This is a genomic window from Reinekea blandensis MED297 (assembly GCF_000153185.1).
GTDB classification, from domain to species: Bacteria; Pseudomonadota; Gammaproteobacteria; order Pseudomonadales; family Natronospirillaceae; genus Reinekea; species Reinekea blandensis.
Map to the genome: position 1 here is coordinate 563,044 of NZ_CH724151.1, position 24,974 is coordinate 588,017.

Below are 24,974 nucleotides of genomic sequence, written 5' to 3' on the forward strand. Positions count from 1 at the left end.
CGGTGGGTGCATGTCGTTGTTTTTCCGGCGGACGTTAGGTCCGGCTACAGTGGTTTTGGTTTGTCTTCATTCTGCGCTCGCAGAGACCGAACTTGAGACCGTCTATTCTGAGGTGATTCCCGCCTCGGCGACCCTACCCGAATTCTCCGTCACTCAGGTTCAGATACTCACCCCCGATCAGTTTTCTGATACAGCCGTTTCTGTAGCCGATGTCATCGATCAGGTACCGAGTGTTCAGGTGCAGCAGACCGGCGAACTGGGCAGCCTGCAAAGTGTGACCGTTCGCGGCGCCCCCAGCCAGCAAACACAGATATACATCGATGGCGTGTTGCAATCGAGCGTCGGTGGCGAAGGCAACTACCTGCAGCAACTCTCACTGACCGACATCGAACGCATTGAAGTTTACCCGAGCAGCACGCCGATGCAGTTTAATCAGGCGACCCCGGGCGGCGCGATTAATATTGTGCGTAAACGCCAGCATCAAACCGGTCTAACACTGAAAGCCGAATCTGGCAGTTTCGGACGTTGGGGTGGTCAAATCAATGCGCGTGGGCGTTGGCTGCAAACCGACATGAGTGCCTTTCTCCAAGGCATCCGGTCCGATAATGATTTTACTTACGTTTATGATGGTGGCGGCACCTACGGCACAGACGAAACCGAGCTAACGCGTAAGAATGCGGGTTACCACTCTGTTCAAGGTGGGCTCTCACTGAGACGTCAAGGCGACAACCAGAGTCTCAACGGAAATCTCGAAGCATTTCAAAATCGCAAAGAATTGCCTCGCACCAACAACCGTGACGACGGCAATGCGTATTACGCCGATCGCGGTGTTCGACTCTCGCTGGCCTACGATCTCAATCAATGGGTTCAAAACCTGGACAGTTCGGTTCGCTATCAGTATCTGACCGAACAGGGACATCTCTACGATCCGGATAATCAGGTTGGTATACAGAGAAATGACAGCCAAGACACATTACAAAGCCATCTTATCCAATATCATCATTTGGTCTCGGCTGGCAGCGTCATGTTAACGGGAAGTCAGAGTCTCACCTGGGACCAGTTCTCTCTTGAAGATGAGATTAACGGTACGACGCTTGATGCTGACGCCATTCAATTAAGCAGCAGCCTCGGTGGCGAATGGTTTATGGGGAACAACTGGACGGCGATCGTAACCGGGCGAACGCTGTGGATTCAAAATCAACAGGACGGCAACCGAACGGATGACAGCGACTGGGGGTTACAAGCAGGCTTACGGCATCCGTTGGGACCTGTCGAACTACAGTGGAACATCCAACGCAGCCATCGCCAACCGAATCTGCTGGAACGCTATGGAGCAAAAGGTACTTTTGTTGGAAGCCCTGCTTTAGAATCTGAACAATCGGTCGCGGCGGACTTGTCCGTCACTTACAAATCGCCTCAACTCTATGCTCATGGCAGTGCCTTTATTCGACAGACAGACAACGCCATCGCCGCGACATATGACTCGCAAGGTGTAGGCCGCTACGTCAATGTCGCGAATGCATTATATCGCGGGATTGAGTGGCAAAGTCAGTGGCGACTGAAGCCAGTTCGACTGGATGTGAGTGGCACCTTACAGACCGGCATCATCGATTCTGGCAGTGCTTCTTACGACGATGGCAATCAGGTTCCAGGCTACTATCCACTGTCCAATGACAGCCGGCTCAGTTGGCAACTGACGCCTAAACTGATGCTGTACCAGCGTTATCTGTTTGAGACCGGCCTGTTTTACGATCGCTACAACTCAAGCCAACCGCCAACAAAACATCAATGGGATGCCGGTGTGAAATGGCAAAACCCACGCCTGTCCATGTCGATGGACATTACCAACCTCTTAAACCGAGCCCATCTGGATTACAGCCGAAAACCACTGCCAGGAAGGGCCATCCTTTTCACGATACAAATAACGACCGGAGCCGACTCATGAACAAGCTTTTGTACACCCTCCCTCTATTACTTCTGACAGGGTGTTTGATAGAGGGCAAATCCAATAACGACACCACCATTAACGTAGGTGCTGAATTTAGCAACTTTGATCCCCAGTTAGTTATGGCCAGCGCATCGCCTGACTATGCCACCTCCGATGTTCTGATCGTAGGTGAAACCGACGTCGACACACACGCGCTGATCGAAGGAAAGTTTGCCACAACCAACCCCTCAGACATTCGATTGGCCGCTCACAATCACAGCATTTACCGATTAGGTCGATTCAGTTATGACAGTGCGACGCGAATCGACATGCTGTTTGCATTTGATTTGCTGAAGGTTGATTGGCAGTACAGTGTGCTGGGTGAAGACGCCAGCGCGAACCCATACGATCTGGTCGTTAAAGACAAATCAACCGCTTATGTTTCGCGTTATGACAGCAAAACACTCTGGAAAGTAAATCCAAATGCCAAAAACCAGGATGAGTTTCTGATCAAAGAGATCGACTTGTCAGCTTATGCCAGCGCGTCAACGGGCGTTCCTTTCATGGCAGATATGCAGTTAATTGATGACAAACTCTTTGTCGTTCTGGTTCGCCTCGATGCCTCCTGGGGTGCGACAGCCAACTCCAAGGTCGTGGTCATCGATACCAACTCTGACACCATCGTAGATACTGATACGACCACTTCCGGCACGCAGGTTATTGATCTTCCGGTCCGCAACGCCGGCGATTTTTGGTATGACGGCACTAACCTGTACCTTTCCGCTGTCGGTGACGCTTACAACTATAACGACTCAACCTATAAGTACACCGGCGGCGTTGTTAAGTTGAACCCAACCGACTATAGCGTGTCGCTGGAAGTCGATGATGGCACAACAGAGAATGCCCCTTATGGAAACATCACCAATGTTGCAGTACATAATGGGGATATCTATTTCACCGGTTCAATCAGCTACGGTAATGATAAGTTGTGGGTACTAAGACAAGGAAACACGACGGCGATTGAAATAAGCCTGGGCAGCGGCACCTTCAATATCTCAGATGTTTCTGTCCGAAACGATAACGTCTATGTCAGTGTCTTCGCCAATGCCACCTCTGGACGAAGTGCCGGACTGAAGATCGTTAATCCTCAGTCAGCACTCGTAACCGACTTTATAGAAACAGACTTAAACCCGACTCAGATTCTGGTTATCGAATAATCAGCGCCATTCATAGGGCCGGAACTGACCGGCCCTTCATTACCCCACCTCATCTAACTCCACCAACAATCGTTTTGCCATCTCAACCAAAGTACTCGATGTCACCGCGTGCGCCGGATCGAACTCACTAAAGGCATGAAGAAACGACAATCGATGACGGTATTCGGAATCGGCGTTGTGAATGTCAATCGATGCTTTCAGTTTTTTAACGATGGTCGCAACGTCTTCGCCCTGTGCATCAAGCAACATCACTGCGAACTCCTGCCGACCAATACGCCCAATCACATCCGATTTCCGGAAGAAGTGCCGTAGTTGATTGGCAAAGACACGAATGTGCCGGTCGTGTTCAATGTCCCGCTCGGTGTCTGTTGCCGGCGTTAAACGGCGAACATCAAACACCACGGCCACCGCCGATTTTTTCTGACGTTCACAGACCCTTAGCCCCTGTTCAGCCTGGCTGTAAAAACCGTCATTAATGGACATCTGTGTGGCGCGATCAAACTGCGCGACCTGCATAAAGGTCAGTTCGTTTTCAATCATTTCAGCCAGATCACGAAAAACCGATTGATCATGAGCAGAGAGACTGCGCGGTACTCGATCGGCGATGCTCAAAGCCCCTACTCTTTGCCCACTGCGGGTTCGAATAGGGTAAGATGCGAAGAAGCGGATTTTAGGTTGACTGATGATCAGCGGATTACCGGAAAAACGATCATCCTCCTGCGCGTCATTCACGACGAACACACCATTTCGCATCATGGCATGGTTGGCCAGGGAATCGATTCGATCAATGCGTGAAAGGCTGTAGCCATAGGCGGATTTAAGATGCTGACTGTCGGCGTCAATGACAGAAAAGTCGGCCATTGGGACGGCAAACATGCGTTGGGCAATACGGATGATGCGATCAAACCGTTCTTCGCTGTCACCGCTGAGAATATTCAGTTGGGTAATGGCGGCAAGTCGATCCGTTTCATCTTCGGACTGAATTCCTTTTTTCACGAGAACCTCCTGTTTCGTCCATGGGTCGGCCTGAGTGGTACAGGACACTCCCTTCATCAGTATAGTCAAATACCGAACACGCACGTCACTTTCGTGTTTCCATTTGTTGCCGTTCGGTTATCGTTCTGAATCCTGCTTTTGCGAATACATTTCCCGGTCGGCACACTCGACGAGCTGTCGGATGGTCTTTGGATACAACGGGTCAAATACGCCCAACCCAACCGAATACGAAAACCCATAGGGTTTATCGATCGCCGCATTCAGTTTATGCACTTCTTGGGAGAACCGATCTAACACTGAACGGGCAAAACCCCGGTCCGTGTTCAACATCAGAACCGCAAACTCGTCACCGCCAATGCGGGCCACTAAATCGGAGTCACGAAAGAAATCTTTTAATAAACCGGCAAAGCGTTTCAGCGCCTGATCCCCTTCGAGATGACCGTGCGTGTCGTTAATCGGTTTGAAATCGTTCAGGTCGATAATGGCCAGGGTGGCCGACGTTTTCTGCCGATGCGCCAGCGAAAGACTGTGCTCTGCCACCATGTAAAAGCCACGACGATTAGAAATCCCCGTTAAATCATCAATGGTAGCCATTTCCACGGCATGAATTTCAGCTTCCAACAGACGGGCGAGATCTTCGAGCATGGCCTGATCTTCCGGATGGAACACCCTGGCAACCCGGTCCATGACACACAGAGTGCCGATCGAATAACCGTCTCGGGTTTTAACAGGGGTTCCAGCATAAAACCGGATACCCGGCTCGCCTTCCACCAGTGGGTTGTCGTGAAACCTGGCGTCTTTTAACGTGTTCTCAACAATAAAGGTGTCGTGCCCGTTGATCGCGTGGCCACAGAATGAAATTTCCCGATCCGTTTCTTTCAGATCCACACCAAAACAGGATTTAAACCATTGGCGGTTTTCATCAACCAGGGTAAACAACGCGATGGGCACTTCAAACATCCGCTTTGCCATACGCGTTAAGCGATCAAACCGTTCTTCAGGCTCGCTATCGAGTAAATTCAAAGCCCGCAGCGCCGTGAGCCGCTCGATTTCATTTTTGGGAACCGGTGGTCTTTGCATGGTCTTGCCTGCTTATCATCTGCTGCCCACTACCGGGTAGCGTGTGTTCGGAAAGCCTCAAGCCATCAGCCTGACTGTAGAGGCTTCAGATAGGCTTAACGTTTACTGTCTTCCGTTCAGAATAGCAGGGATAAAACAGACTGCCCGGCACCTTCATTGGGAATCGGTCATCAGGGCCAGATACAGTTCAGCCGTTGCCAAGGCATCGCTGAGGGCGTGATGTTGTCGGTAGGCGGGTAGCCGGTGTCGGGCCCGGCAGGCGGTTAGACTCAGTTGCTGTTGGCTCTCCAGCGTTAAATCGCTGAAGCGTTTCTGTTCAAGCAGCACCGTGTCTTCAATCGTGACCGATGGCAGGACAATGTCCAAACGCTGACTGAACATTTTCAGAAATGCCATGTCGATGGGCGCATGGTGAAAGACCCAACGATCGGCCAGCAGATCGCCATTGAGGCGCTGTAACCAGTGCCCCAGGGGCTGCCCTTGCTGCTCCAGCAGGTGATCAGTAATCATATGGATGTGTGCGGACGCCGACACATCCGAGGCCATCATCGCTGTCGGCTGAAAATATTGATGTCCGGCCAGAGACAACTCAATGCGACCCTGTTCGATGACCACCCAACCGGCGCTGATGATGCTGTCTTCCTGGGCATTCAGACCGGTCATTTCCAAATCCAGAACCAGTACCCGGGCGTCGGGCCAGGCCGGTCGCTGTTTACGAAACCAGTTAACCACCGCCGCCTCGCAGGTAATGTTGACCTAACGCCTTCTGTGCACGCTCAATCGACTTAAACGCGTTTTTCAAATAGGCCCGGCGAAGCGGTGACAGGTCATCGGGGTTCAGAAAGTTCGACACCGCTTCATTGCTCTGCAACTGCGCCATCTGCGACTCCAGCTTCAGCTCCGTCAGCAACAGCCAGGCTTCCACCAGACTGTCCCGCAGTGGCTTCTGCAATAAACGGTCGGAGGCCGACTGCAGTCTGGAGACGGTGTTCGGCAACATGACGCCATCGGCCAATGCCAAGATGCGCGCCATGTCGTTAATCAGTGCGGCGCCCTGATGTTTGATGTCCAGTTCGTTCTCATGCTCACCGGAATCATTGACGATAAACGAGCGGAAAAAACCGATGGGTGGTTTTGCACGCAAAGCGTTGCGGGTCATGTGCATGAAAAACAGATCGGCCTTTTTCAGTGACGGCAACAGACTGGTTTTTAATGCTTCTAAGGGCTCAGGGTCACCAACAACTAATCTCAGATCAAAGAAAATGCTGGCATTCAATAGCGCCTCCGGCTGAGGCACATCAATCCATTGTAAGAACGCCGATCGCCATCCGTCGAGAGTCATGCGCCATCGCGGATTACTGGCCATGATGTCGCCAGGACACAGCGGATAACCACATCGATCCAACCCCTGACAGACCCGTTCGGTAAATTCTGCAAACCAGGCCTCTTCCTGTTCATCGGGGTCGCGTTCCAGAATCAAACCGTTGTCCTGATCTGAGGCAAACGACTGGTCTTTACGCGCTTGCGATCCAAAGCTGATCCAGCTGAAGGCCATGGGCGCTTCTGACATGTCCGCCAGAGTCAGCTGAATGATTTTACGAACCAGCGCATCGCCGATAACGGCCATGGACTCTCCGATTTCAACCGGCGAAACATCTGCCTGAACCCAGTAATCCAGTAACTCCGGCACCCTCGATTGCAACCGAGCCAGGGCCGACACGGTCTTTTCCCGGAATATCCGGTCAACAAAGTGCACCAAAGACACGCTGTGTGCGCGAACAATATCCGTTGCCGTGACAACGCCAATCGGCTGACCGTCTTTCATAATCGGCAGGTGGTGAATGCCCTGATTACTCATTTGCATCTGCGCATCAATCACGGACGCGGTGTATGAAATGGTCTGTGGTTGCAGTGTCGCGATGTCAGTGATCGGGCGATTCACATCCAGAGCATCCGCCACGACGCGGTTACGCAGATCGCGATCGGTGACGATGCCCTGCAGTTTTTTCTGTTCAACTAACAGCAGGCAACTGACTTTGTTTTCGCGCATAATCTCCGCCGCTTCGCGGATACTGTTCTGAACCGAACAGTACACCAGCCGGTTTTGGATAAGCGATGACACCGGTTGCGAATGTTGCACTTCAAAGGAAGCCGGTCGACTGTGTTCTGCAATCGGCGAAGCACGGTAACTGACCAGCTTCTCAAAAAACTGACGAAGGCTTTTATGCTCGTCCAGCAGCTCCAGAAACACCGGTCCCGGCAGCCGGAAGATCAGCGAATCTTCGATGGCGACAACCCGGTAGGTACTGGGCCTGGATTGCAACATGGATGAAATACCAAAACACTCACCTTCACCTAACCGATCAATCAGTGCGTCCTGTTCATCGACGATATCAAAGCCGCCGGATCGAACCAGCGCGATGGCATGATCGAGCGTTACCGGTTGCCGTGAGCGTTCGGGAATGTATTCAATACTGAGGTGTCCGGCCAGCCGGAGCAGTTCCGGTTCAGGCAAAGAGGAGAACGGAATAACGTTCCTTAGAAAATCAATTACGTCTTTCAGGTCATCAGCGGTTACCGAGGTCATAGACGCCTCCACAGATCGGATACCATAAAAGCCTGTTAACACTTTATTCGACAATGGTGGCGAGGTTAAAGCGCTTCATCTCACTCGCCGAGCGCCAAAGGTGCTTAACCCTCAATGGAAAATAAAATGTTAACAGTCCTCAACGAAAAAGGGTTCTGTCGGGTCTGGTCAAACACTGAAGCCTGTCTGGGAGGAACAGACCGTCAGTGTATCAACCCCCGAACAGAACCCGGAGCAATGAATCGTCTGCCCTCAGGACAGACGATTCAACATCTCGCTTAGTGAGCCGTTGCCTCACCCGCCCCTTTCGGATAACGGATAGACTCGACCACATCCTGCACGTTTTCAGGCGCATCACCCGTTACTTTGTGTACTGCGAAAGCAACAACAAAGTTAAGGATCATACCCAGGGTACCGATGCCTTCCGGAGAAATACCGAACCACCAGTTGTCCGCTACGTTCGCGGCTGGGTTGATGAACTTGAAGTAGATGATGTAAGCGGCGGTAAAGGTGATACCCACCACCATACCGGACAATGCCCCTTCTTTGTTCATGCGCTTGTGGAAAATACCCAGAATAATGGCCGGGAAGAAACTCGAGGCCGCCAGACCGAAGGCGAAGGCGACCACCTGCGCCACGAACCCAGGTGGATTAATCCCCAGATAACCCGCTAAGACAACGGCCACGGCCGCAGCTATCCGGGCAAACAACAGTTCCTGTTTGTCGGTAATGTTCGGCATCAGGTTTCGTTTGAGCAAGTCATGCGAAATCGACGTCGAGATCACCAGCAACAAGCCAGCTGCTGTTGACAGGGCGGCAGCAACACCACCGGCCGCCACCAGAGCAACCACCCAGTTTGGCAGTTCCGCAATTTCCGGATTCGCCAATACCATGATGTCCCGGTCGATCGACATTTCATTACGGTCATCCGCCGCATAGAACATGCGACCGTCACCGTTCTTGTCGTTCCAGGAGATCAGGCCCGTGGTTTCCCAGTTACTGATCCAGCTCGGCGCATCGGTGTACAGAGTACCGGCACCGTCTTCACCATTGATCGTATTGATCATGTTCACCCGGGCAAAGGCTGCAACTGCAGGCGCCGTGGTGTACAGAATGGCAATGAAGATCAACGCCCAACCGGCACTGCGACGCGCACCGGCCACGCTCGGTACGGTGAAGAAACGGACGATTACGTGTGGCAGACCGGCGGTACCGACCATCAAGGCCGCCGTGATGAAGAAGACATCAACCATGGGCTTCGAGCCTTCGGTATACTGCGCAAACCCAAGTTCGGTTGACAGACCGTCCAGTTTATCCAGCAGGTAAACGCCGCCTTCAACTGTGCCACCAAAGCCCAGCTGCGGAATGACATTACCCGTCATCAGCATGGAGATGAAGAACGCTGGCACCATGAACGCGAAAATCAACACGCAGTACTGAGCAACCTGAGTGTAGGTAATGCCTTTCATTCCGCCGAGTACCGCGTAGAAGAATACGATGAACATCCCGATAACGATACCGATGTTGACCGGTACTTCGAGGAAGCGTGAGAACACCACACCAACGCCGCGCATCTGACCGGCAACGTAGGTAAAGGAGACAAAGATCGCACAGATCACCGCAATGGTTCGCGCAGTCTGTGAGTAATAGCGGTCACCAATAAAGTCTGGAACAGTGAACTTACCGAACTTACGCAGATAAGGTGCCAGACACAGTGCCAGCAATACGTAGCCACCGGTCCAACCCATCAGGTAAACAGAACCGTCGTACCCCAGGAATGAAATCAGACCCGCCATTGAAATGAACGAGGCCGCTGACATCCAGTCTGCCGCTGTGGCCATACCGTTGGCAACAGGTGGAACACCACCGCCGGCAACGTAGAACTCATTAGTTGAGCCGGCACGGGCCCAGATCGCAATCCCGATGTACAGAGCAAAAGATGCCCCGACCAGAATGTAGGTTAAGGTTTGAATATCCATGATTGACGCCCTCAGTCTTCGTGCACGTTGTATTTACGATCCAGTGCATTCATCTTCTTCACATACACGAAGATCAGCACGATGAAGGTATAAATCGCTCCCTGTTGCGCAAACCAGAAGCCCAGTTTGAAGCCGAACAGGTTGATTTCGTTTAAGGCGTCTACCAGCAGGATGCCGGCGCCGTATGAGACGGCAAACCAGATTGCTAACAGCGTCAGCATCAGTCTGAGATTTTCACGCCAGTATTGTTTGGCGTGTTCTTTTGTTTCGAAGCTCATCGCATTCCCCTCCAATATTGTTGTTTTTTGCGGAAGCCACCATGCTTATCCGATCTCTTCCGGGAGATAAGCCATAGCAAGGTAACACCGCTTTCAGGGTAGGAATGTTCGACTTTGGTCGTGGACTAGACTAAAGGCTAGGCCTTTAAGGTCAGGATTGCAGGTACAACCGCCATGCACGGATGCCAACGGCGAAAACCACAATGGGTAGACGCTGTCGGAACCTGAAAACTCGGTTGCAGGGTGGTTACGACTCAGCAACCATAACGCGATTGCGTCCGGATGCTTTTGCCTGATACAAGGCGCGGTCGGCCGCGCGAATCAGATCTTCCGCGGAGCTGGTAAAAACACTGGTACTGGCTGTACCGAAACTCCCGGTCGGTGCCGGCGAGCGCAGCCCTTCAATCAGCGGCAAACCGGCCCGGAGCTTTTCAGCAACCAGATAGGCCGTATCGGCGTCTGTTTGCGGCAACAGAATCAAAAACTCTTCGCCACCCCAGCGTCCGATAATGTCGGTGGTACGCAACAACGACGATAAGACATCGGCAGCCTTCTTCAAAACCAAGTCACCTTCCTGATGTCCGTACTGATCGTTTATCGTTTTAAAGTGATCAAGGTCAACGATAATGATGGAGAAGTGCTGCTGATAACGGTAAAAACGGGCCCATTCGCGCCCCAGCTCGAGATCGAGCTTCATTCGATTGGCAAGACCGGTTAACGGGTCGGTTTGTGACAGGCGCTCAACTTCTTTTTGATAAGTAATGTCGTTCGCCGTCGCGGTATAGCCAATGACATGGCCTTCGTCATCTTTCAACGGGTCGACGTACATCTGGACCCAAAACATGCCACCGTCCGCTTTGCGATAGGTCATTTCACCCTGCCAGGGCACTCCCAACAACACATCCTCGACGACCCGAAAATGGCCATCTAACTGTTCTGCTGATACAAGATCTTCGGTTTTCATCGCCAAGAACTGTTCCCGGCGATAGCCGGATGCCTGACAGAACGCATCAGAAACTTTTGTAAATCGATGAAACCGATCCACTTCTGCAAAAATCACATATCGATCCGTTAACTCAACCTGACGACCCAGTTGCTGATTGAGCTGATCTAATTGTTCAGTGCGTCGCTGAATGGTCTGCTGAAGTTTTCGGTTGATCATCATCAGAATCAACACCCCTGCAGCCAGGATTAACGTGACCAACAAAGCCCAGCGTACAAATGCCTGATTGCGTGACTCATTGTTCAGGTAACCCTCTAACACCAACCCTTCGAGTTCGACGTTCTCCGGAGCCAGCTTCAACCGTTTATAAATCTCGGCAATGCGCTCAAAACGTTCCGGATAAAGCGTGCCCAACGCGACAAAGTTTTTGGCGACCATTTGACTGATCACCTCGGCTTCATAATGCAGGGCGTCATCGCTTTTTGAGGACGGGTACGTTGACTGGAGCCAGCCAATGACCTCCTCCGGGTTTTCCAGTGCGTAGTTCCAACCACGAAGTGAAGCCTCACGAAATGCCTGCACACGGTCCGGGCTCGCCCTCAGGTAAGCTTCATTGGTGTAAAGCAGGTCACCGTAGAAATCGATGCCATAGTTGGCCGGATCGACAACCTGAACCTCATATCCGCGTTCAAGATAAAGATAGGGCTGGTTGCTCAAATACGCCGACATCACATCCACATTCAGAGTGTCATCAAGCAACGCAAAGTTATCAAAGTTGTGCGGCACCAGCTCATAGTCATCGGGCTGAAGACCCAGCGATGTCAACATCGCCTGAATGGAGGCGTCGTCTTCTCCCCGCTGAAACATAATGCGACGACCTGCAAACTCATAAGGACTGAGAATGCCACGGCCTTTGAGGCTGATCATCACCAGGGGCGAGTGCTGAAACACGGTCGAAACCACCACGACCGGTGCACCTTGCAGTCGTTTAACAACGATCGACGAGTCGGCCAGTCCAAACTGAGCCTCGCCGGAGATGACCGGTTCAAACAGATCGGATCCGCCACGATGCTCAATCAACGTGACATCAAATCCTGCATCTGCATAGAACCCTTTTTCAACCGCCGCGTAATATCCTGCAAACTGAAACTGATGGCGCCACTTCAACTGGAGTGAGACCGCTTCCAGTTCGTCGGCCATACTCAACATTGAAACACCGAACAGCACCAGTGAGAGAAGCCAGAGCGGTAATCGCATAAAAAATGCCTAAAACTTGATGAATCGACAGGAGTCTGTTGGCTGGTAAACCGACGGACTTCCTTCGAGCATAGTTCAGAAAACTTTCGGATGCCGAGCTTTTTGATCAGACATCTGAAACCCTGCTGCTACCGTAACAGATATGTTGATCGGCACAGGAGCCAAGCCATGAAACACTATTCAATCTACGCGCTCATCCAGCTGGAAACACCACCGACTTTGGAAGTTCACTCAACCGAGGGCGATATCTACACCGCCGATTGTGTGTTGGACTCAGGTGAAAGGGCACGAATCAGTCAGGATGATGGCACTCTGCTGACCTGCCACAGTCTCGACGAACTGCACAGCCGACTCGCGGCTGTGCCCTTCCGCGAAGCCCGGCTGATTCAACACTCGGCCTACGATGAGATGATCGGGACGCCGACTCATGCTGATCCGACGCCCCTAAGCCTTCACTGGCCGGCAAACCCAGCTCAGAGATAGCGACTGCGGATGTGCTCCAGGAAATAGCGCGAGTTCAGGGTTTCGCCTGTGGCTTCGATCATCAGATCGTCATAGTTCAGAGAGCGGCCCTTTAACCAGACGTTGTCAGACAGCCAGGCAAAAATTGGCTTCAGATCGAGTCTGGCAACGCGTTCCGGCGCATCCGGCACCGCTCGAACCATGGCCGCATGCATCTGTGCGGCCGTCATGGCGCCCAAGGTATAGGAAGGGAAGTACCCAACGGCCCCTGCCGGCCAATGCACATCCTGCATCGGGCCGTCTTTGTAGTTTCCAGTGGTATCGAGCCCCAGCAGATCTTTCATTTTCTGGTTCCAAAGCTCAGGAATGTCCGACACCTCTGCGTCGCCGAGAATCACATCTCGCTCGATTTCATATCGCAAAATCACATGCATGGGATAGGTGACTTCATCCGCGTTGACGCGAATCAGCCCGGGCTGAACCTGGGTGTAGAGTTTACGCAGGTTCTCAGCCTGAAACGCCGGATCATTGCCCAGGTGTTGCTGTACTTTCGGTGCAATGGCGTCAATAAATGGGGCCGAACGTCCCATCTGCATTTCAAAAAACAGGCTCTGACTTTCATGCACGCCCATCCCCATACTCTGCCCAACGGGTTGTCCACGCCAATTTGGGTTTAAGCCGGTCTCATAACGCGAATGCCCGGTTTCGTGGATGATGCCCATCAGGCCTTCAACCACATTGGTGTCCGAATACCGGGTGGTGATTCGACTGTCGGTGCTGACACCACCGCTGAAAGGGTGCGCCGCTTCATCCAAACGGCCGGCGTCAAAGTCAAAACCGAGCGTGGCCATGATGTCTTTAGCCAGAGCGATCTGATGAGATTTATCCACCGGTGCTTGCTGCACCGCCGGTAAACCATCGGCGCGCTGCTTCTCCATAACCTGGGGCAACAGTGCCGGTAACTCGGTTTTCAGTTCCGCAAAGACGGCATCCACCCGCGACAGGCGAGTACCGGGGTCATAGATATCCAACAAAGCTTCATACGCATTGACATAGCCTTTCTCGTCGTTGAGGGCGCTGTGCAATGCCTGGGCTTCTTCGCGGCAAAGGTCGAACACCTTTTTCAGCTTGGGTTCAAAGCTTTTCCAGTCGTTGGCCGGCCGCAATGAACGCCAGGCATACTCACATTCATTCGTGGTCAGCGCTTTCGCTTCCACAAGATCGGCAGGGATGGCGTTGGCTTTCTTCCATTGCTCACGCATTTCACGCAGGTTTGCTTGTTGCCAAGGCTCCAGGTTGTCAGCGTCCGCCTCGGCGGCGGCAAAAGCGTCTGCCAGTGCGGGTTGCTGGATGATTTCGGTCGACAGCACGCTCAACTCGGCCAGCGCTTCGCCCCGGGCTTCATTGCCTTTAGCGGGCATCATTACCTGTTGATCCCAGCCCAGCATGGCACCGGCATGCTCCAGTTGGGCCAATCGATGGAAGGTTTTGGTCAGTTTCTGATAACTCATAGCCGTCTCTTTCGTTCATCGTTGAAGGCGTCGGCTCAGCGAAATCTGATGTTTCAGCGCGTCCGAAGCCAAAGAAGAAAAACCCTACTCATTCGGCGCGGGAAAGTCACTCTTCCAACGCAGCATCCAGTAACAAAATAGTGATTGCATTTCTGTACAGCTGGCGTATATAGCGCTTATTGAATGACCGATTCCGGTGATTCCCTTTTGGATTTTTTGCATGCACAAAACCCTGCTTGTGTCAGACGACACAGACTTCCCACCCGAACTCTCTGACAATGTGATTTCGTTTGCCACCTACCTTCAGGATTACCCGAAACGCAACGAACCGAAAACCCGAATTATTAATCTGGGTGACACCGAGACCTACCTGAGTCAGGGCTATTACTGCTCGCTGCTGGCTGAAGCGCGGCAACACCCGGTCATGCCTTCCGTCAAGGTTATCAACGAGTTACGTCAGGGACAGGAACGGACCGGTCATCGTCTCGAGGTTTCCCGTTATCTGGCATCGCAGGACCGAGCGTCGATTACGCCGGTCTTCTATGTCTGCTTTGGACAGTGCGACGACCCGCGTGCGCAGAAAGCGGCAAGCTACATTTTCCGGAAATTTTCGGCACCGCTGTTAAAGGTGACGTTAGAACAGGACGGTCTACACGCTATGGCCTCGGTAGAACGCGCCTCACTGTCCGCACTGTCCGGTAGCGAACGCAGCCGCTTTATGTCCGCTCTGTTAGAATTTGCCGAAAAGAACTGGCAGTTAAAGGCCGATCGTAAACCGATGCGTTGGGACCTGGCGATTCTGGTGAACCCGCAGGAGCAGGATCCACCGAGCAACCGCAAAGCGCTGGAAAGCTTCGTTAAAGCGGCGCGGAAATTGTCGATCAACGCAACGCTGGTCACCCGGGAAGACCTCACGGACTTGTCCCGGTTTGATGCGTTGTTCATTCGTGAAACCACGGCCATCGATCACCACACCTACAAGCTGGCGGTAAAAGCCGAAAGTGCCGGTCTGGTCGTCATCGACGATCCGCAATCGATACTGCGCTGCTGCAATAAGGTGTTTCTGCACGATGCGTTCAGTTACCAGAATGTCCCAACGCCCCGGACGCAGATTCTGCACGAACTGACGGCCGACACCGTCGACCAACTGGAGCAAGCGTTCGACTATCCAATGGTCGTCAAACTGCCGGAAGGGTCGTTTTCCCGTGGGGTCTTTAAGGTCACCACCGGACAGGAGTTGAAAGAACGTCTGCAGGAAATGTTTGATGTATCCGCGTTGGTTCTGGTGCAGGAATACATGTATACCGATTACGATTGGCGCATTGGGGTGCTCAATGGCCGGCCACTCTACGCCTGTCGTTATCAGATGGCGCAAAACCATTGGCAGATCTATGACCACAGTGTCAAAGGCGATGGTTCCGGCGACTCCGATACACTGCCAACCTTTGAAGTGCCAAAGTCAGTCCTCGATACCGCCTTAAAAGCCTGTCGTCTGATCGGAAATGGCTTGTACGGTGTCGACGTTAAAGTTAAAAACGGTAAGCCCTACGTGCTCGAAGTGAATGATAATCCGAGTATCGACCACAAGGTTGAAGACGCCTATCTGGGCAATGAGCTTTACATGCAAATCATGGGTGAGTTCCAGCAACGCCTTGAAGCACGTGGACGCAAATAAGCATGTCCGATTCTACAACTGGCATCAGCATCAATCTGGCTGCTACGGCGCACCTTCAGGCACTGATCGCGCTCGAAGCGCAGTGCTTTGCAACCGATCGGTTGTCCAAACGCAGTTTCCGATACTGGCTGACGCACGAAGACGCCATCTTTTTGGTAGCCAACGAAGACGGCCGACTGCTCGGTTATGGTCTGGTGTTGTGCAATCGGGGGACGCGGCTGGCACGGCTTTACTCCATTGCCGTCAGCCCGGAAGCACAAGGGCGAGGCATCGCGGCCAAACTGATGGCGGCACTGGAACAGGCCGCGCAAGCGCGTGGGCGTTTGTTCATGCGCCTGGAGGTGGCCGAGTCCAACATCGGTGCCCAACGGCTTTATGAAAAGCTCGGCTACCGGGTGTTTGGCGAGTACGTTGATTATTACGAGAATCACGATCGGGCCATTCGCATGCAGAAAACAATTTGGCAAGGCCCGACTCTGAAACCGAGTCGCGCCTTAAGCTGGTACCCGCAAAGTACGGAGTTCACCTGCGGTCCGGCCGCCTTGTTAACGGCAATGACTCACGATGCGCCCATGATGAAACCCAACCAGGAAGCCGAGCTCGATATCTGGCGCACTGCCACAACCATTTTTATGACGTCCGGTCACGGTGGCACCCATCCGTTTGGCCTGGCGTTAGCGGCGAGTCGATTGGGTTATGAAGCGGCTGTCCGGGTCAGTCAAACCCAGCCATTGTTTCTGGAAGGCGTACGCAGTGCGCATAAGAAAGACATCATGGCTCTCGTCCACAATCAGTTACGTGATCAGGCTGAAACGGAGGGTGTGCAACTGGCCTACGAAGCGCCAGACCTTTCTTGGTTGGAAGCACAGATGGCTGAAGGTTGGACCGTGCTGATTTTAATCAGCACCTATCAGCTGGATCGGCGCAAGGTGCCCCATTGGGTCGCCATCACCCACATGGACGACCGTTGCATTTATGTGCACGATCCGGATGTTGGTGCGGACCAGCAACCCGTCGATTGCCAACATGTGCCAATTGCCCGGGAAGATTTTGATCGCATGGCAAGTTTCGGCAAAGAGAAGTTACGCACGGCCGTTGCCATACGTCGACAACACACGACGACCAACTGAACCCAGTCAGTAACCCGTCGCACGCTGATGGCGCCTTAGGCGGCCATCAGATGTTCTGGCTGGAAGCCCTGAATTTTATCGCCGCTGTCGAGCGCGATCCGAATGTAAATCAGATCCGGGACGATTTCGTGATAGACAGACAAAACCGTCCCGGCACGAAAATAAAAATGGTGGTCTTCAGAGGCAATGCGCACGCGCATGCCGGTTTTCACTTCTGATAATTTCATCTTGCTGCCTTTGTAGATCAACAACCGCTCACGCCTTCATTCACTCTTCAGCAAAGGCTGTGCCTATTCTGCCGACACACTGCCCGGGCGTATGGAGGGCCGTCTTACAAGCCTTTGAGCAAGGATTTCAGGTGACCCGCTTAGAGCCTGTTGAATCAAAATGGGGAATCGGCAAAACAATGTGCCCTGTTTTGGTCCGAACCGCCCCAAAAGGTCCATCCTATCGATCAATCGGTTCGGCGCCGACGCCGGTTAACCACATCGAGCATGACACCACTGATCGGTGTGAAGCGGGCAACCCGCAGTGCCAGATCCCGCACTCGTCCGCGATCCCGAACGCGCAGTTCTGGCGCACGTGGCAAATACCAAAGCATCACGGCGCCACGTAACACACTCGACAATACAAAAATGACGGCAATCGGACGTTCAATGGTCAGAATCAGTCCGGCCATCGAAACTTCAGACGGCACGCGATCAATGAGGTAGCCACCGGCCAGCGCTCCGACACAAACTGCCACGGCACCAAGGGCAGCCCCCATGGCCGCATAGCTGGCAAAGTGCACATCCCGGGGACGTTGATCGTAGAGGTAGTTCGAGCTGGCCAACGTGAAGCCGCTCCAAGCTAAACCGCCCAACATCTGGACCAGCAGAATATAAACAAAGCGATCACTGAACAGCCACAGCATTGGCAGCAACGGAATCAGAGCACCGCCCAACGCCATGACATATCGATTGCCCTTTCGATCGCACACCCGCCCCCAAAATTTGAGCATCAGAAACTGAGCGAAAATGGAGCTGCCCGTGCTCAGCGTAAATTGCAGGTAGGTAAAACCCAGATCTCGCAGCATGTAGACCGCAAAAAACGGCCCGGAGAGCGCGACAAAACATTGTAAGCCCGCCATGAACAAGGCAAATCGTCTGAAGGGTTGGTCAGACAACAACCCCAGCAAATGCCGAAACATTTTTAACAAAGTGCGGCGTTCGGCGTGCGTTGGCAAACTGTGATCATCGTGCATGTTGGCTAAATGCCAGGTCGACAAACCACGTCCGAACACCGCCACCAAAAACAACATCCCGAAACCTAACCAGGTGACACCCGCACGCTCGGCACCAGACAACACCAGTCCGCCGACCAGAAAAGTCAGTAACGACGTCAACATAGCGATGCGGGTTCGCAACGAAAAAAAACGCCCCCGAATCGCATCCGGAACCAACTGCCCCATCCAGGCGCGCCAGTGCGGCAGAATCAGATTCGCGCACAGATGAAACACCACCAGCGCCGGCAACAATATGGAAAATGGCTCCGACCAGCCTGGCCAAACCAACAGCATGACCAGAAACAAAGTGGCGGTCTGGATGCCCGCGTTCACCACGATCAGACGATGTCGATGCCACCACTGGCCAAGCCAAACGGCCAGCAGCTGTGCGAGCGCACCAATCAGCTGTGGCAGTGCGGTCAGCCATCCGATCTGAACCGCGGTCGCGCCCAGGAACACGGCAAAGGCATTCACGTATTGGTCGAACGCACCGGTCATCAGCGAGGAGGTAAAGCTGTCTTTCTGCGAGTGTTGTAACGACGTTCGCAAACGGGCAGCGGCTTCGGGGCGACGTCGCGTTGAAGGCTTCTGAAAACGCATGAATATTCCTTAACAGAGCATCGACGCCAAACAATGCTCCAATACACTTACGACCAAGATCACCGGTGGCCGCTATCGGCAAACAGAGCGTTAATGTCGGTCCGATTCAAAACCAGGTCAAGTGCCCCCTCCCCCTTTTGGTGGAGAAACCCCATTCACAAAGACAGCTTCGTCAGAACAGGTTATTCTCCTGTGCGGTTTTACAGGAGGTTACATGCAACTGTCAGACATCACCGTTTCACTGAACGGCCAAACGGTTCTGAAATCCATCCATTGGTCTATCGAACCCGGCACTCACTGGTTAGTGCTCGGCACCAACGCCAGCGGTAAAAGCACACTGGCGCGTTTACTCAGTGGCGAGCTGGGGGCTGACAGCGGTCATCTGGACCGTCAGCAAAAGCAGGTGCAGTGGTTGTCGCTGGAAACCCAGCAAGCACTCTATGAGCGCGAATTGTATCGCGATGATACCGACTTCATGGATCACCTCGATGCCGGGACCACCGTACGAACTCTGCTGAACGAAATCACGGATTGGTCCGAACACAGTGAACAGGTGTGTGCACAACTCGATCTGACCCGATTATTGGATCGCGGTTATCGACTGCTCAGTACCGGTGAAGGACGTCGTGTCATGCTGGCACGCGCTCTGCTGGCTGAACCGGATATTCTGATCCTGGATGAGCCGTTCGAAGGCCTCGACCGGGAGAGCGTTGCCAACCTGCGAAGCCTGCTGCAAAACTGGCAAATCGGGGCAACCCAATTGATTCTGCTGGTTAACCAACAGGACGATGTGATCCCGACCTTCTCTCATCTGGCGTTGCTGCATCAGGGCGAGTTTCTGTATCAGGGCACCATGCCGGACGATACCAACCTTATTTGGCAGGCGCTGCAAGCACAGCTACCGACGACCGCGGAGCTACCCGCGGTCCCGGATCAATATCAACTAAGCCATTGGCATAAAGACGATGCCCTGATCACGCTGACCGATGGCTTTGTGCAATACGATGATACCTATCAATTCAAAGGGCTGAACTGGGTCGTCAAACCCGGGCAGCACACACAGATTGCCGGACCAAACGGCTGTGGCAAATCCACATTGCTCGGCCTCATCACAGGCGATCACCCACAATGCTATCGCAACAATCTGAACCTGCTTGGCTTTCAACGTGGCCAGGGCGAAAGCATCTGGCAGATTAAAAAACACATCGGTTACGTTTCCGGCAATTTGCATCGCGACTATCGGGTAGGAGGTAACGTACTGACGGCGGTGGTGTCTGGTTTGACCGATTCAATCGGTGTCTATCAGTCAGTTGGCGAAGTGGAAACCAACCTCGCCAAAACATGGCTTAGACTCATGGGCATGGAAGCACAGGCCAACCGACCGTTCCGCAATCTGTCCATGGGCGAGCAACGCTTAGTGCTGATTGCGCGTGCACTGATCAAACAGCCGCCTTTGTTGATTCTCGATGAACCAACCCAGGGTCTTGATGATTTCAATCGCTTTTATGTGCTGTCTTTGGTGGAGAAAATGATTGAAGCCGGCTCGACTACCCTGTTGTTTGTCTCTCATCGGCAGGATGAAACACTGGCCTGTATTGAAAACCGACTGACCTTTGAGCCCAGCGATGAAACAGCGGTTTTGTTTGATATCGTGAGTTGCTGATATCCAACTGAACCGAACTGTATTGTAGAATCATCGAACTCTTCAGTTGGCCCTGTGTTAAACTGAGCGGTCTTCTGAATCACCCTGCATGTATTGGTTCAAGTTAAGTCATTCAATAAAAGACTCAGATCAAAAAATTTTTGACAACAGCCTGCAATACTTGCCAAATAGGCGAGTTTTTGGGTACCCACGTCATCGCCTTGAGGATCAGGGTTGACCAGGTTCTAGTGGATACCAAGACATGACAAGCAGTCTCATCAAAAGGAATAAAAATGAAAAAAGCAGTAACCAGCGTCGCATTGCTTGCGACCCTAACCGGCTGTGCAAGCCTCCCGGTACCCACTCCTGAGTCCAACAACGCCATTCTGGCCGTTCCGGTGGTCGCCGAAAATGACTCCAACAGTACTGGCTATGCCTATGGCTATGTCATGCGCATGATGAATCAGGAAACCAACGAAAGAACCTCGTTCAACATCAAACCCCAGAACGGGACGCGCGTGAAGATCATCGATGACTTGCCGCCAGGGTCTTATTGTTTCGATGGTTACTTTTCCCGACCTGAGAAAAAAGACGGTTATCGGTACACCTACGACTCCGAATACCTGCCTTATGAAAGCTGTTTTGAGCTTGAGGCCAGTACCTTGACCGTCTGGCAAAACAAAGTCGCCGTTTATGTCTACACCGATGAAAAAGATCGTCGTTCCACATGGCAACGCCATGCGTTTACGGAACTGGAAGAGAGCGAACGTGAAAACGTCGAAGCGCGATTACTGGAGATGAAGAATATTGAACTCTGGCAGCCGATTGTCTGGTCCGAATAATCAGATTGATCCGGCACGGTCGTCGACTACCCGTTGAGGTCGACGACCGTAAACCCATGACTCTTTAAAAATCTGGGCCACCAAAAAAATCAAAAAACCAGCGACTTAAAACAAACTCTGTTGCCCACCGCTCATCAAGGCCTCTATTTCATCCGGACGTTTGACAACATCTTTGGTCAAGACGTCACGCCCGTCTTTGGTCACGACGACGTCGTCTTCAATCCGCACGCCGATGCCACGCCACTTTTCATCAACGTCGGTGTTGTCCGGTGAAATGTACAGACCCGGCTCAACGGTCATGACCATGCCCGGCTCTAAAACCCGCCATTCGCCGCCGACTTTGTAGTCACCAACATCATGCACATCGAGTCCCAGCCAATGCCCGGTCTTGTGCATGAAAAACTCGCGATACACTTCGTCTTCGATCAGTTCATCGACATCGCCGGACAACAGACCCAACGCCACCAAGCCCTCGGTCAGGATTCGCACCGTGACTTCATGCGGTTCGTTCCAATGAGCACCCGGTTTGATCGCCTCGATAGCAGCGTACTGCGACTTCAGCACCAAATCATAAATGGTGCGCTGTTCATCACTGAAGTGACCATTGACCGGAAACGTCCGGGTAATATCAGACGCGTAATACTCCAGTTCACAACCTGCGTCGATCAGTACCAGATCGCCATCTTTCAGTTTTTCGCGGTTTTCGACGTAGTGCAGAATGCAGCCATTGGCACCGCCGCCAACGATGGCCGGATAGGCCGGACGCGGACTGCCACCCATCATGCATTCGTGCTCGATTTCGGCTTGAAGCTGATATTCCCACATACCGGGTTTGCAGTTTTTCATGGCCCGGGTATGCGCCGCGGCACTGAGCTTGGCGGCATCGGCCATGATGGCGATCTCCTGTCGGGATTTGATCAGCCGCATGTCATGCAACAGATGCGAAATGTCAGAAAAATCATCTGGCGGAACCGCGCCGAGGCGTGCCTTACTGCGAATCTGGTTCAACCAGGTCATCAGCTGATGATCAAAACCGGCATCCACACCCATGTGTGCATAAACCCGGGTCCGCCCTTCCATCAACCCGGGCAAAATGTCGTCGACATCATCAATCGGGAAGGCGTCATCGGCGCCATGCGCTTCTACAGCACCGTCGGGGCCGGCACGATAACCGTCCCAGATTTCCCGGTCTTTATCTTTATCACGGACAAACAGTACATACTCTGCTGCCTCACGTCCGGGCATGAGCACGGCCAGCGCATCCGGCTCGTCAAAGCCGGTCAGATACTGGAAATCGCTGTTTTGGCGAAAGCCAAAATGCACGTCGTTGTTGCGAATGATTTCAGTGGCCGCCGGAATGATGGCAATACTGCCGGCATCCATCTGTTCCATCAGGCGAGCGCGCCGCTCTTTGAACTCGTTCAGACTGATTTTTTTCATCAGAACCTCAATGCACTGTTGCGTCAGCGTCGTCAGGGTTTGCCGGGGGTTCGTTGTATTCCAGGAAGACAGTCAGAGCACTCACACGCACGTGTTCGGCCACGGCGATGTAGTCGTCTTCGGCGGACGACAAATCCTCGGCGCTCTTGGCGTCGACCTGGGCTATGTCCGCCAGGTCTTCAAGGATCTCCTGCAAGGTGGCAGGCATGTCGCTGGTTTCCTGAACAACACCGGTGGCACCAAAGGCACCCAGAAAGCTTCCGGACCATTCACTGAGCGCTTCCAGTCGGTCGACCATCGGAGTGTCTTCATTGGGCATCAGCAATGAAAAGGACAAACCTTCGTCCTGAAGCTCAGCTAACGTCTTAAAATACAGCCCCTGAATCACGGTCACGTGCGCTTCCTGAATCTCTTCAGTCGGTGCCATTTGATCCAGAGCCCAGTCGACCCAGTCTTCCTGAGTCATACGCTTGCCAGCAGACAAGACACCGGTTAAAGAGCCATGAAGGTAGGTCGGTGACAGGGTTGACCCCATTTTCACAAACAGCTCGGCCAGGTCTTCAAATTGCAGGTCGATACCTGCCTGTTCAGATTCGGACATGAAATCTCCAGTATCAGACGCCCCGGGGATACCTGTGAAACGCATATCCGGGGCCGGTCAATCGGTTTGGCGCGCAGTTTAACATGGACGGAAAATTTGTGCGTTCGAGCCATTTATTTACCGACCCGACTGACACGCGCCGAGCCGGGACTTATGCCGTAAGTCATCTGTTCGTTCAGGCTGTGATGGCGATTCGTGACAAACGCCCGAAGTTCTCCCACAATGAAGCCTCTTTTGCCTATTTTTTATCGGATTCAATCATTATGTCTGATCAGGATTTACAGGCTCTCGAACATAAAATTGATGAGCTGATCACGGAATATCGCCGTCTGGAACAGGAAAAGCGACTGCTTCAGGCTGAGCGTGAAGCTTGGAAGGCCGAACGCGCCAAGCTCATCAAACAAAACGAGCTCGCCCGATCACGGGTCGAAGCCATGATCGAACGCCTGAAAACCATGGAGCAAAGCCATGACTGAACAGAAAACCCTGTCGGTGACCATTCTCGATCGCGACTATTTGGTGGCTTGCCCTTCCGGCCAGGAGAAGAAGCTGACGGAAGCGGCTGAAACTCTGAACGAAAAAATGCGCGAGATCCGTGAACACGGCAAAGTGTTCGGAATCGAGCGGATTGCCGTGATGGCCGCATTGAACCTGACCCACGAATTACTGCAAACCCGTCCAGAGTCTGCGACAGACCGCACAGCATTAGATCGATTGCACGCTAAACTGGATTCCGCATTGCCCGGCGCAAACTCGCTGGACTCATTAGGACTGGACCTCGGGGACTGACGGTGAACCTCAAAACGATCTTGATCAGCTTATCAGCACTGATGCTGGTGGCCTGCTTTCCGGCAAAGGAAATCAGCCGCGACAACGCTGAACGGGTCGTTGCGACCACAAACGCTTTAAATGCCGTGTCCGATTTCGCCCTGACCGGGTTTCGCTCGCGCATCGATAATCAAAGCCTGGAACGCTTTCTGGTTCGGAACACCGCAACACCGGTCGCCGGAGAGTGTTACAAGGAGCAAGGGTCTTACCTTTTCAGCCTGTCAGCAGATCGCTCAGGTGTCAGCATGGTCTTCGATCAATGCCAAACCGAAAGCGGCCATCGCCTGAATGGCACCGTGAACGGGACCGTCAGTGAAGGCGACGGTGTGATTAATGTAGGACTGACAGGCGATCTGGACATTCGCATCGGCAGCGACCGGGTATCTCTGGCGCCGATGACCATGCAATTAACCCTGACCGTTACTGAAACAGAGCTTTCCGTCTACCTCTCACATCATGGCACCTACGTCTTTGATACCGCGACGTTCCGAGGCGAGGTCAAGGTTCATACCGAGCTGCCATTCGGCTGCAATCTCACCCAGCTCGCCTGCGGTGGCGTCGTCACTTACGCCGATACTACCGGGCATACGTTGCGGTTGGAGCAGGATAATAACGGCGTTCATCTTTACTTGAACGGTGGTTTTCTCCGCTCCTACTCACACAATGACTGGCACCACCTGAACTGACTTTTGAGAACCTGATCGAATGTCGATCA

22 protein-coding genes are annotated in these 24,974 nt (G+C 52.9%); 10 read left to right on the plus strand and 12 right to left on the minus strand.

Going from position 1 to position 24,974, the window contains the following annotated elements:
- Positions 1-10 precede the first annotated feature (10 nt).
- Both MED297_RS11120 and MED297_RS11125 read left to right on the plus strand, forming a co-directional pair.
- Positions 11-1,945 carry a TonB-dependent receptor gene (locus MED297_RS11120; RefSeq protein WP_008044958.1) on the plus strand — a complete coding sequence of 645 codons (1,935 nt, stop codon included), beginning with the start codon at positions 11-13 and terminating at the stop codon, positions 1,943-1,945.
- Positions 1,942-3,144, plus strand: coding sequence for a hypothetical protein (locus MED297_RS11125; protein ID WP_040557006.1), 1,203 nt, complete (start codon positions 1,942-1,944; stop codon positions 3,142-3,144). The genes MED297_RS11120 and MED297_RS11125 overlap by 4 nt, the downstream gene beginning before the upstream one ends.
- A 39-nt stretch (positions 3,145-3,183) precedes the next feature.
- On the opposite strand, the gene MED297_RS11130 is transcribed toward MED297_RS11125, so the two are convergent.
- The 7 genes from MED297_RS11130 to MED297_RS11160 form a co-directional block, all read right to left on the minus strand.
- Entirely contained in the window at positions 3,184-4,140 is a 957-nt protein-coding gene (locus MED297_RS11130) for a diguanylate cyclase (protein WP_050762908.1), read from the minus strand.
- A gap of 117 nt (positions 4,141-4,257) precedes the next feature.
- Positions 4,258-5,220 (minus strand): sensor domain-containing diguanylate cyclase, encoded by a 963-nt coding sequence (locus MED297_RS11135; RefSeq protein WP_008044963.1) that lies wholly within the window; start codon positions 5,218-5,220, stop codon positions 4,258-4,260.
- Positions 5,221-5,373: 153 nt separating this feature from the next.
- The gene (locus MED297_RS11140; RefSeq protein ID WP_008044965.1) at positions 5,374-5,952 is read right to left on the minus strand and encodes a 3'-5' exonuclease; all 579 of its coding nucleotides are present in this window, start codon (positions 5,950-5,952) and stop codon (positions 5,374-5,376) included.
- Positions 5,945-7,807 carry a DUF294 nucleotidyltransferase-like domain-containing protein gene (locus tag MED297_RS11145; RefSeq protein ID WP_008044966.1) on the minus strand — a complete coding sequence of 621 codons (1,863 nt, stop codon included), beginning with the start codon at positions 7,805-7,807 and terminating at the stop codon, positions 5,945-5,947. Before MED297_RS11145 ends, MED297_RS11140 begins: the two co-directional genes overlap by 8 nt.
- A 278-nt stretch (positions 7,808-8,085) precedes the next feature.
- Positions 8,086-9,786 (minus strand): sodium:solute symporter family protein, encoded by a 1,701-nt coding sequence (locus MED297_RS11150; protein WP_008044968.1) that lies wholly within the window; start codon positions 9,784-9,786, stop codon positions 8,086-8,088.
- A gap of 11 nt (positions 9,787-9,797) precedes the next feature.
- A complete protein-coding gene (locus MED297_RS11155; RefSeq protein WP_008044970.1) occupies positions 9,798-10,064 on the minus strand; it encodes a DUF4212 domain-containing protein in 267 nt (88 codons plus the stop codon).
- 247 nt (positions 10,065-10,311) lie between these two features.
- Complete coding sequence (locus MED297_RS11160) at positions 10,312-12,264, minus strand: ABC transporter substrate-binding protein (RefSeq protein ID WP_008044971.1); 1,953 nt, start codon at positions 12,262-12,264, stop codon at positions 10,312-10,314.
- A 168-nt stretch (positions 12,265-12,432) separates the two neighbouring features.
- Between MED297_RS11160 and MED297_RS11165 the strand changes: the two genes are divergently transcribed.
- Positions 12,433-12,747: a DUF6482 family protein gene (locus MED297_RS11165; protein ID WP_008044972.1), complete on the plus strand. Its 315-nt coding sequence runs from the start codon at positions 12,433-12,435 to the stop codon at positions 12,745-12,747.
- Here MED297_RS11165 and MED297_RS11170 read toward each other — a convergent pair.
- Positions 12,738-14,237 (minus strand): carboxypeptidase M32, encoded by a 1,500-nt coding sequence (locus tag MED297_RS11170; protein WP_008044973.1) that lies wholly within the window; start codon positions 14,235-14,237, stop codon positions 12,738-12,740. The genes MED297_RS11165 and MED297_RS11170 overlap by 10 nt on opposite strands.
- Before the next feature lie 220 nt (positions 14,238-14,457).
- Between MED297_RS11170 and MED297_RS11175 the strand changes: the two genes are divergently transcribed.
- Together MED297_RS11175 and MED297_RS11180 are read left to right on the plus strand one after the other, a co-directional pair.
- On the plus strand, positions 14,458-15,912 hold the full coding sequence (locus MED297_RS11175; protein WP_008044974.1) for a RimK family protein: 1,455 nt from the start codon (positions 14,458-14,460) through the stop codon (positions 15,910-15,912).
- 2 nt (positions 15,913-15,914) lie between these two features.
- Positions 15,915-17,042, plus strand: coding sequence for a GNAT family N-acetyltransferase/peptidase C39 family protein (locus tag MED297_RS11180; protein WP_008044975.1), 1,128 nt, complete (start codon positions 15,915-15,917; stop codon positions 17,040-17,042).
- A 35-nt stretch (positions 17,043-17,077) separates the two neighbouring features.
- Here MED297_RS11180 and MED297_RS11185 read toward each other — a convergent pair whose 3' ends face one another.
- Positions 17,078-17,269: a hypothetical protein gene (locus MED297_RS11185; protein ID WP_008044978.1), complete on the minus strand. Its 192-nt coding sequence runs from the start codon at positions 17,267-17,269 to the stop codon at positions 17,078-17,080.
- A 227-nt stretch (positions 17,270-17,496) separates the two neighbouring features.
- The gene (locus MED297_RS11190; RefSeq protein WP_008044979.1) at positions 17,497-18,906 is read right to left on the minus strand and encodes an MFS transporter; all 1,410 of its coding nucleotides are present in this window, start codon (positions 18,904-18,906) and stop codon (positions 17,497-17,499) included.
- A gap of 214 nt (positions 18,907-19,120) precedes the next feature.
- Here MED297_RS11190 and modF point away from each other — a divergent pair, with 214 nt between their 5' ends.
- Together modF and MED297_RS11200 are read left to right on the plus strand one after the other, a co-directional pair.
- Positions 19,121-20,569, plus strand: coding sequence for a molybdate ABC transporter ATP-binding protein ModF (gene modF / locus MED297_RS11195; protein WP_008044980.1), 1,449 nt, complete (start codon positions 19,121-19,123; stop codon positions 20,567-20,569).
- Positions 20,570-20,841: 272 nt separating this feature from the next.
- Positions 20,842-21,390: a hypothetical protein gene (locus MED297_RS11200; RefSeq protein WP_008044981.1), complete on the plus strand. Its 549-nt coding sequence runs from the start codon at positions 20,842-20,844 to the stop codon at positions 21,388-21,390.
- Between the two features lie 105 nt (positions 21,391-21,495).
- Here the strand turns inward: MED297_RS11200 and pepP are convergent, their stop codons facing one another.
- A complete protein-coding gene (pepP, locus tag MED297_RS11205; protein WP_008044982.1) occupies positions 21,496-22,830 on the minus strand; it encodes a Xaa-Pro aminopeptidase in 1,335 nt (444 codons plus the stop codon).
- Between the two features lie 7 nt (positions 22,831-22,837).
- Complete coding sequence (locus tag MED297_RS11210; protein ID WP_040557008.1) at positions 22,838-23,431, minus strand: UPF0149 family protein; 594 nt, start codon at positions 23,429-23,431, stop codon at positions 22,838-22,840.
- A gap of 83 nt (positions 23,432-23,514) precedes the next feature.
- Here MED297_RS11210 and MED297_RS22435 point away from each other — a divergent pair, with 83 nt between their 5' ends.
- The 3 genes from MED297_RS22435 to MED297_RS11225 are packed head-to-tail and all read left to right on the plus strand — an operon-like array spanning position 23,515 to position 24,945.
- Positions 23,515-23,907 carry a TIGR02449 family protein gene (locus tag MED297_RS22435; protein ID WP_008044984.1) on the plus strand — a complete coding sequence of 131 codons (393 nt, stop codon included), beginning with the start codon at positions 23,515-23,517 and terminating at the stop codon, positions 23,905-23,907.
- Positions 23,900-24,220 (plus strand): cell division protein ZapA, encoded by a 321-nt coding sequence (locus MED297_RS11220; RefSeq protein WP_008044985.1) that lies wholly within the window; start codon positions 23,900-23,902, stop codon positions 24,218-24,220. Before MED297_RS22435 ends, MED297_RS11220 begins: the two co-directional genes overlap by 8 nt.
- A gap of 2 nt (positions 24,221-24,222) precedes the next feature.
- Positions 24,223-24,945, plus strand: coding sequence for a hypothetical protein (locus MED297_RS11225; protein ID WP_040557009.1), 723 nt, complete (start codon positions 24,223-24,225; stop codon positions 24,943-24,945).
- Positions 24,946-24,974: the final 29 nt, after the last annotated feature.

What these genes read in the sequence shown, in the direction of transcription:
- MED297_RS11135 (WP_008044963.1), bottom strand. Translation starts at nt 5,220, where the DNA reads ATGCAAAGACCACCGGTTCCCAAAAATGAAATCGAGCGGCTCACGGCG.
- modF (WP_008044980.1), top strand. Translation starts at nt 19,121, where the DNA reads ATGCAACTGTCAGACATCACCGTTTCACTGAACGGCCAAACGGTTCTG.
- MED297_RS11155 (WP_008044970.1), bottom strand. Translation starts at nt 10,064, where the DNA reads ATGAGCTTCGAAACAAAAGAACACGCCAAACAATACTGGCGTGAAAAT.
- MED297_RS11180 (WP_008044975.1), top strand. Translation starts at nt 15,915, where the DNA reads ATGTCCGATTCTACAACTGGCATCAGCATCAATCTGGCTGCTACGGCG.
- MED297_RS11210 (WP_040557008.1), bottom strand. Translation starts at nt 23,431, where the DNA reads ATGTCCGAATCTGAACAGGCAGGTATCGACCTGCAATTTGAAGACCTG.
- MED297_RS11125 (WP_040557006.1), top strand. Translation starts at nt 1,942, where the DNA reads ATGAACAAGCTTTTGTACACCCTCCCTCTATTACTTCTGACAGGGTGT.
- MED297_RS22435 (WP_008044984.1), top strand. Translation starts at nt 23,515, where the DNA reads ATGGACGGAAAATTTGTGCGTTCGAGCCATTTATTTACCGACCCGACT.
- MED297_RS11185 (WP_008044978.1), bottom strand. Translation starts at nt 17,269, where the DNA reads ATGAAATTATCAGAAGTGAAAACCGGCATGCGCGTGCGCATTGCCTCT.
- MED297_RS11150 (WP_008044968.1), bottom strand. Translation starts at nt 9,786, where the DNA reads ATGGATATTCAAACCTTAACCTACATTCTGGTCGGGGCATCTTTTGCT.
- MED297_RS11220 (WP_008044985.1), top strand. Translation starts at nt 23,900, where the DNA reads ATGACTGAACAGAAAACCCTGTCGGTGACCATTCTCGATCGCGACTAT.
- pepP (WP_008044982.1), bottom strand. Translation starts at nt 22,830, where the DNA reads ATGAAAAAAATCAGTCTGAACGAGTTCAAAGAGCGGCGCGCTCGCCTG.
- MED297_RS11120 (WP_008044958.1), top strand. Translation starts at nt 11, where the DNA reads ATGTCGTTGTTTTTCCGGCGGACGTTAGGTCCGGCTACAGTGGTTTTG.
- MED297_RS11165 (WP_008044972.1), top strand. Translation starts at nt 12,433, where the DNA reads ATGAAACACTATTCAATCTACGCGCTCATCCAGCTGGAAACACCACCG.
- MED297_RS11190 (WP_008044979.1), bottom strand. Translation starts at nt 18,906, where the DNA reads ATGCGTTTTCAGAAGCCTTCAACGCGACGTCGCCCCGAAGCCGCTGCC.
- MED297_RS11175 (WP_008044974.1), top strand. Translation starts at nt 14,458, where the DNA reads ATGCACAAAACCCTGCTTGTGTCAGACGACACAGACTTCCCACCCGAA.
- MED297_RS11170 (WP_008044973.1), bottom strand. Translation starts at nt 14,237, where the DNA reads ATGAGTTATCAGAAACTGACCAAAACCTTCCATCGATTGGCCCAACTG.
- MED297_RS11145 (WP_008044966.1), bottom strand. Translation starts at nt 7,807, where the DNA reads ATGACCTCGGTAACCGCTGATGACCTGAAAGACGTAATTGATTTTCTA.
- MED297_RS11160 (WP_008044971.1), bottom strand. Translation starts at nt 12,264, where the DNA reads ATGCGATTACCGCTCTGGCTTCTCTCACTGGTGCTGTTCGGTGTTTCA.
- MED297_RS11200 (WP_008044981.1), top strand. Translation starts at nt 20,842, where the DNA reads ATGAAAAAAGCAGTAACCAGCGTCGCATTGCTTGCGACCCTAACCGGC.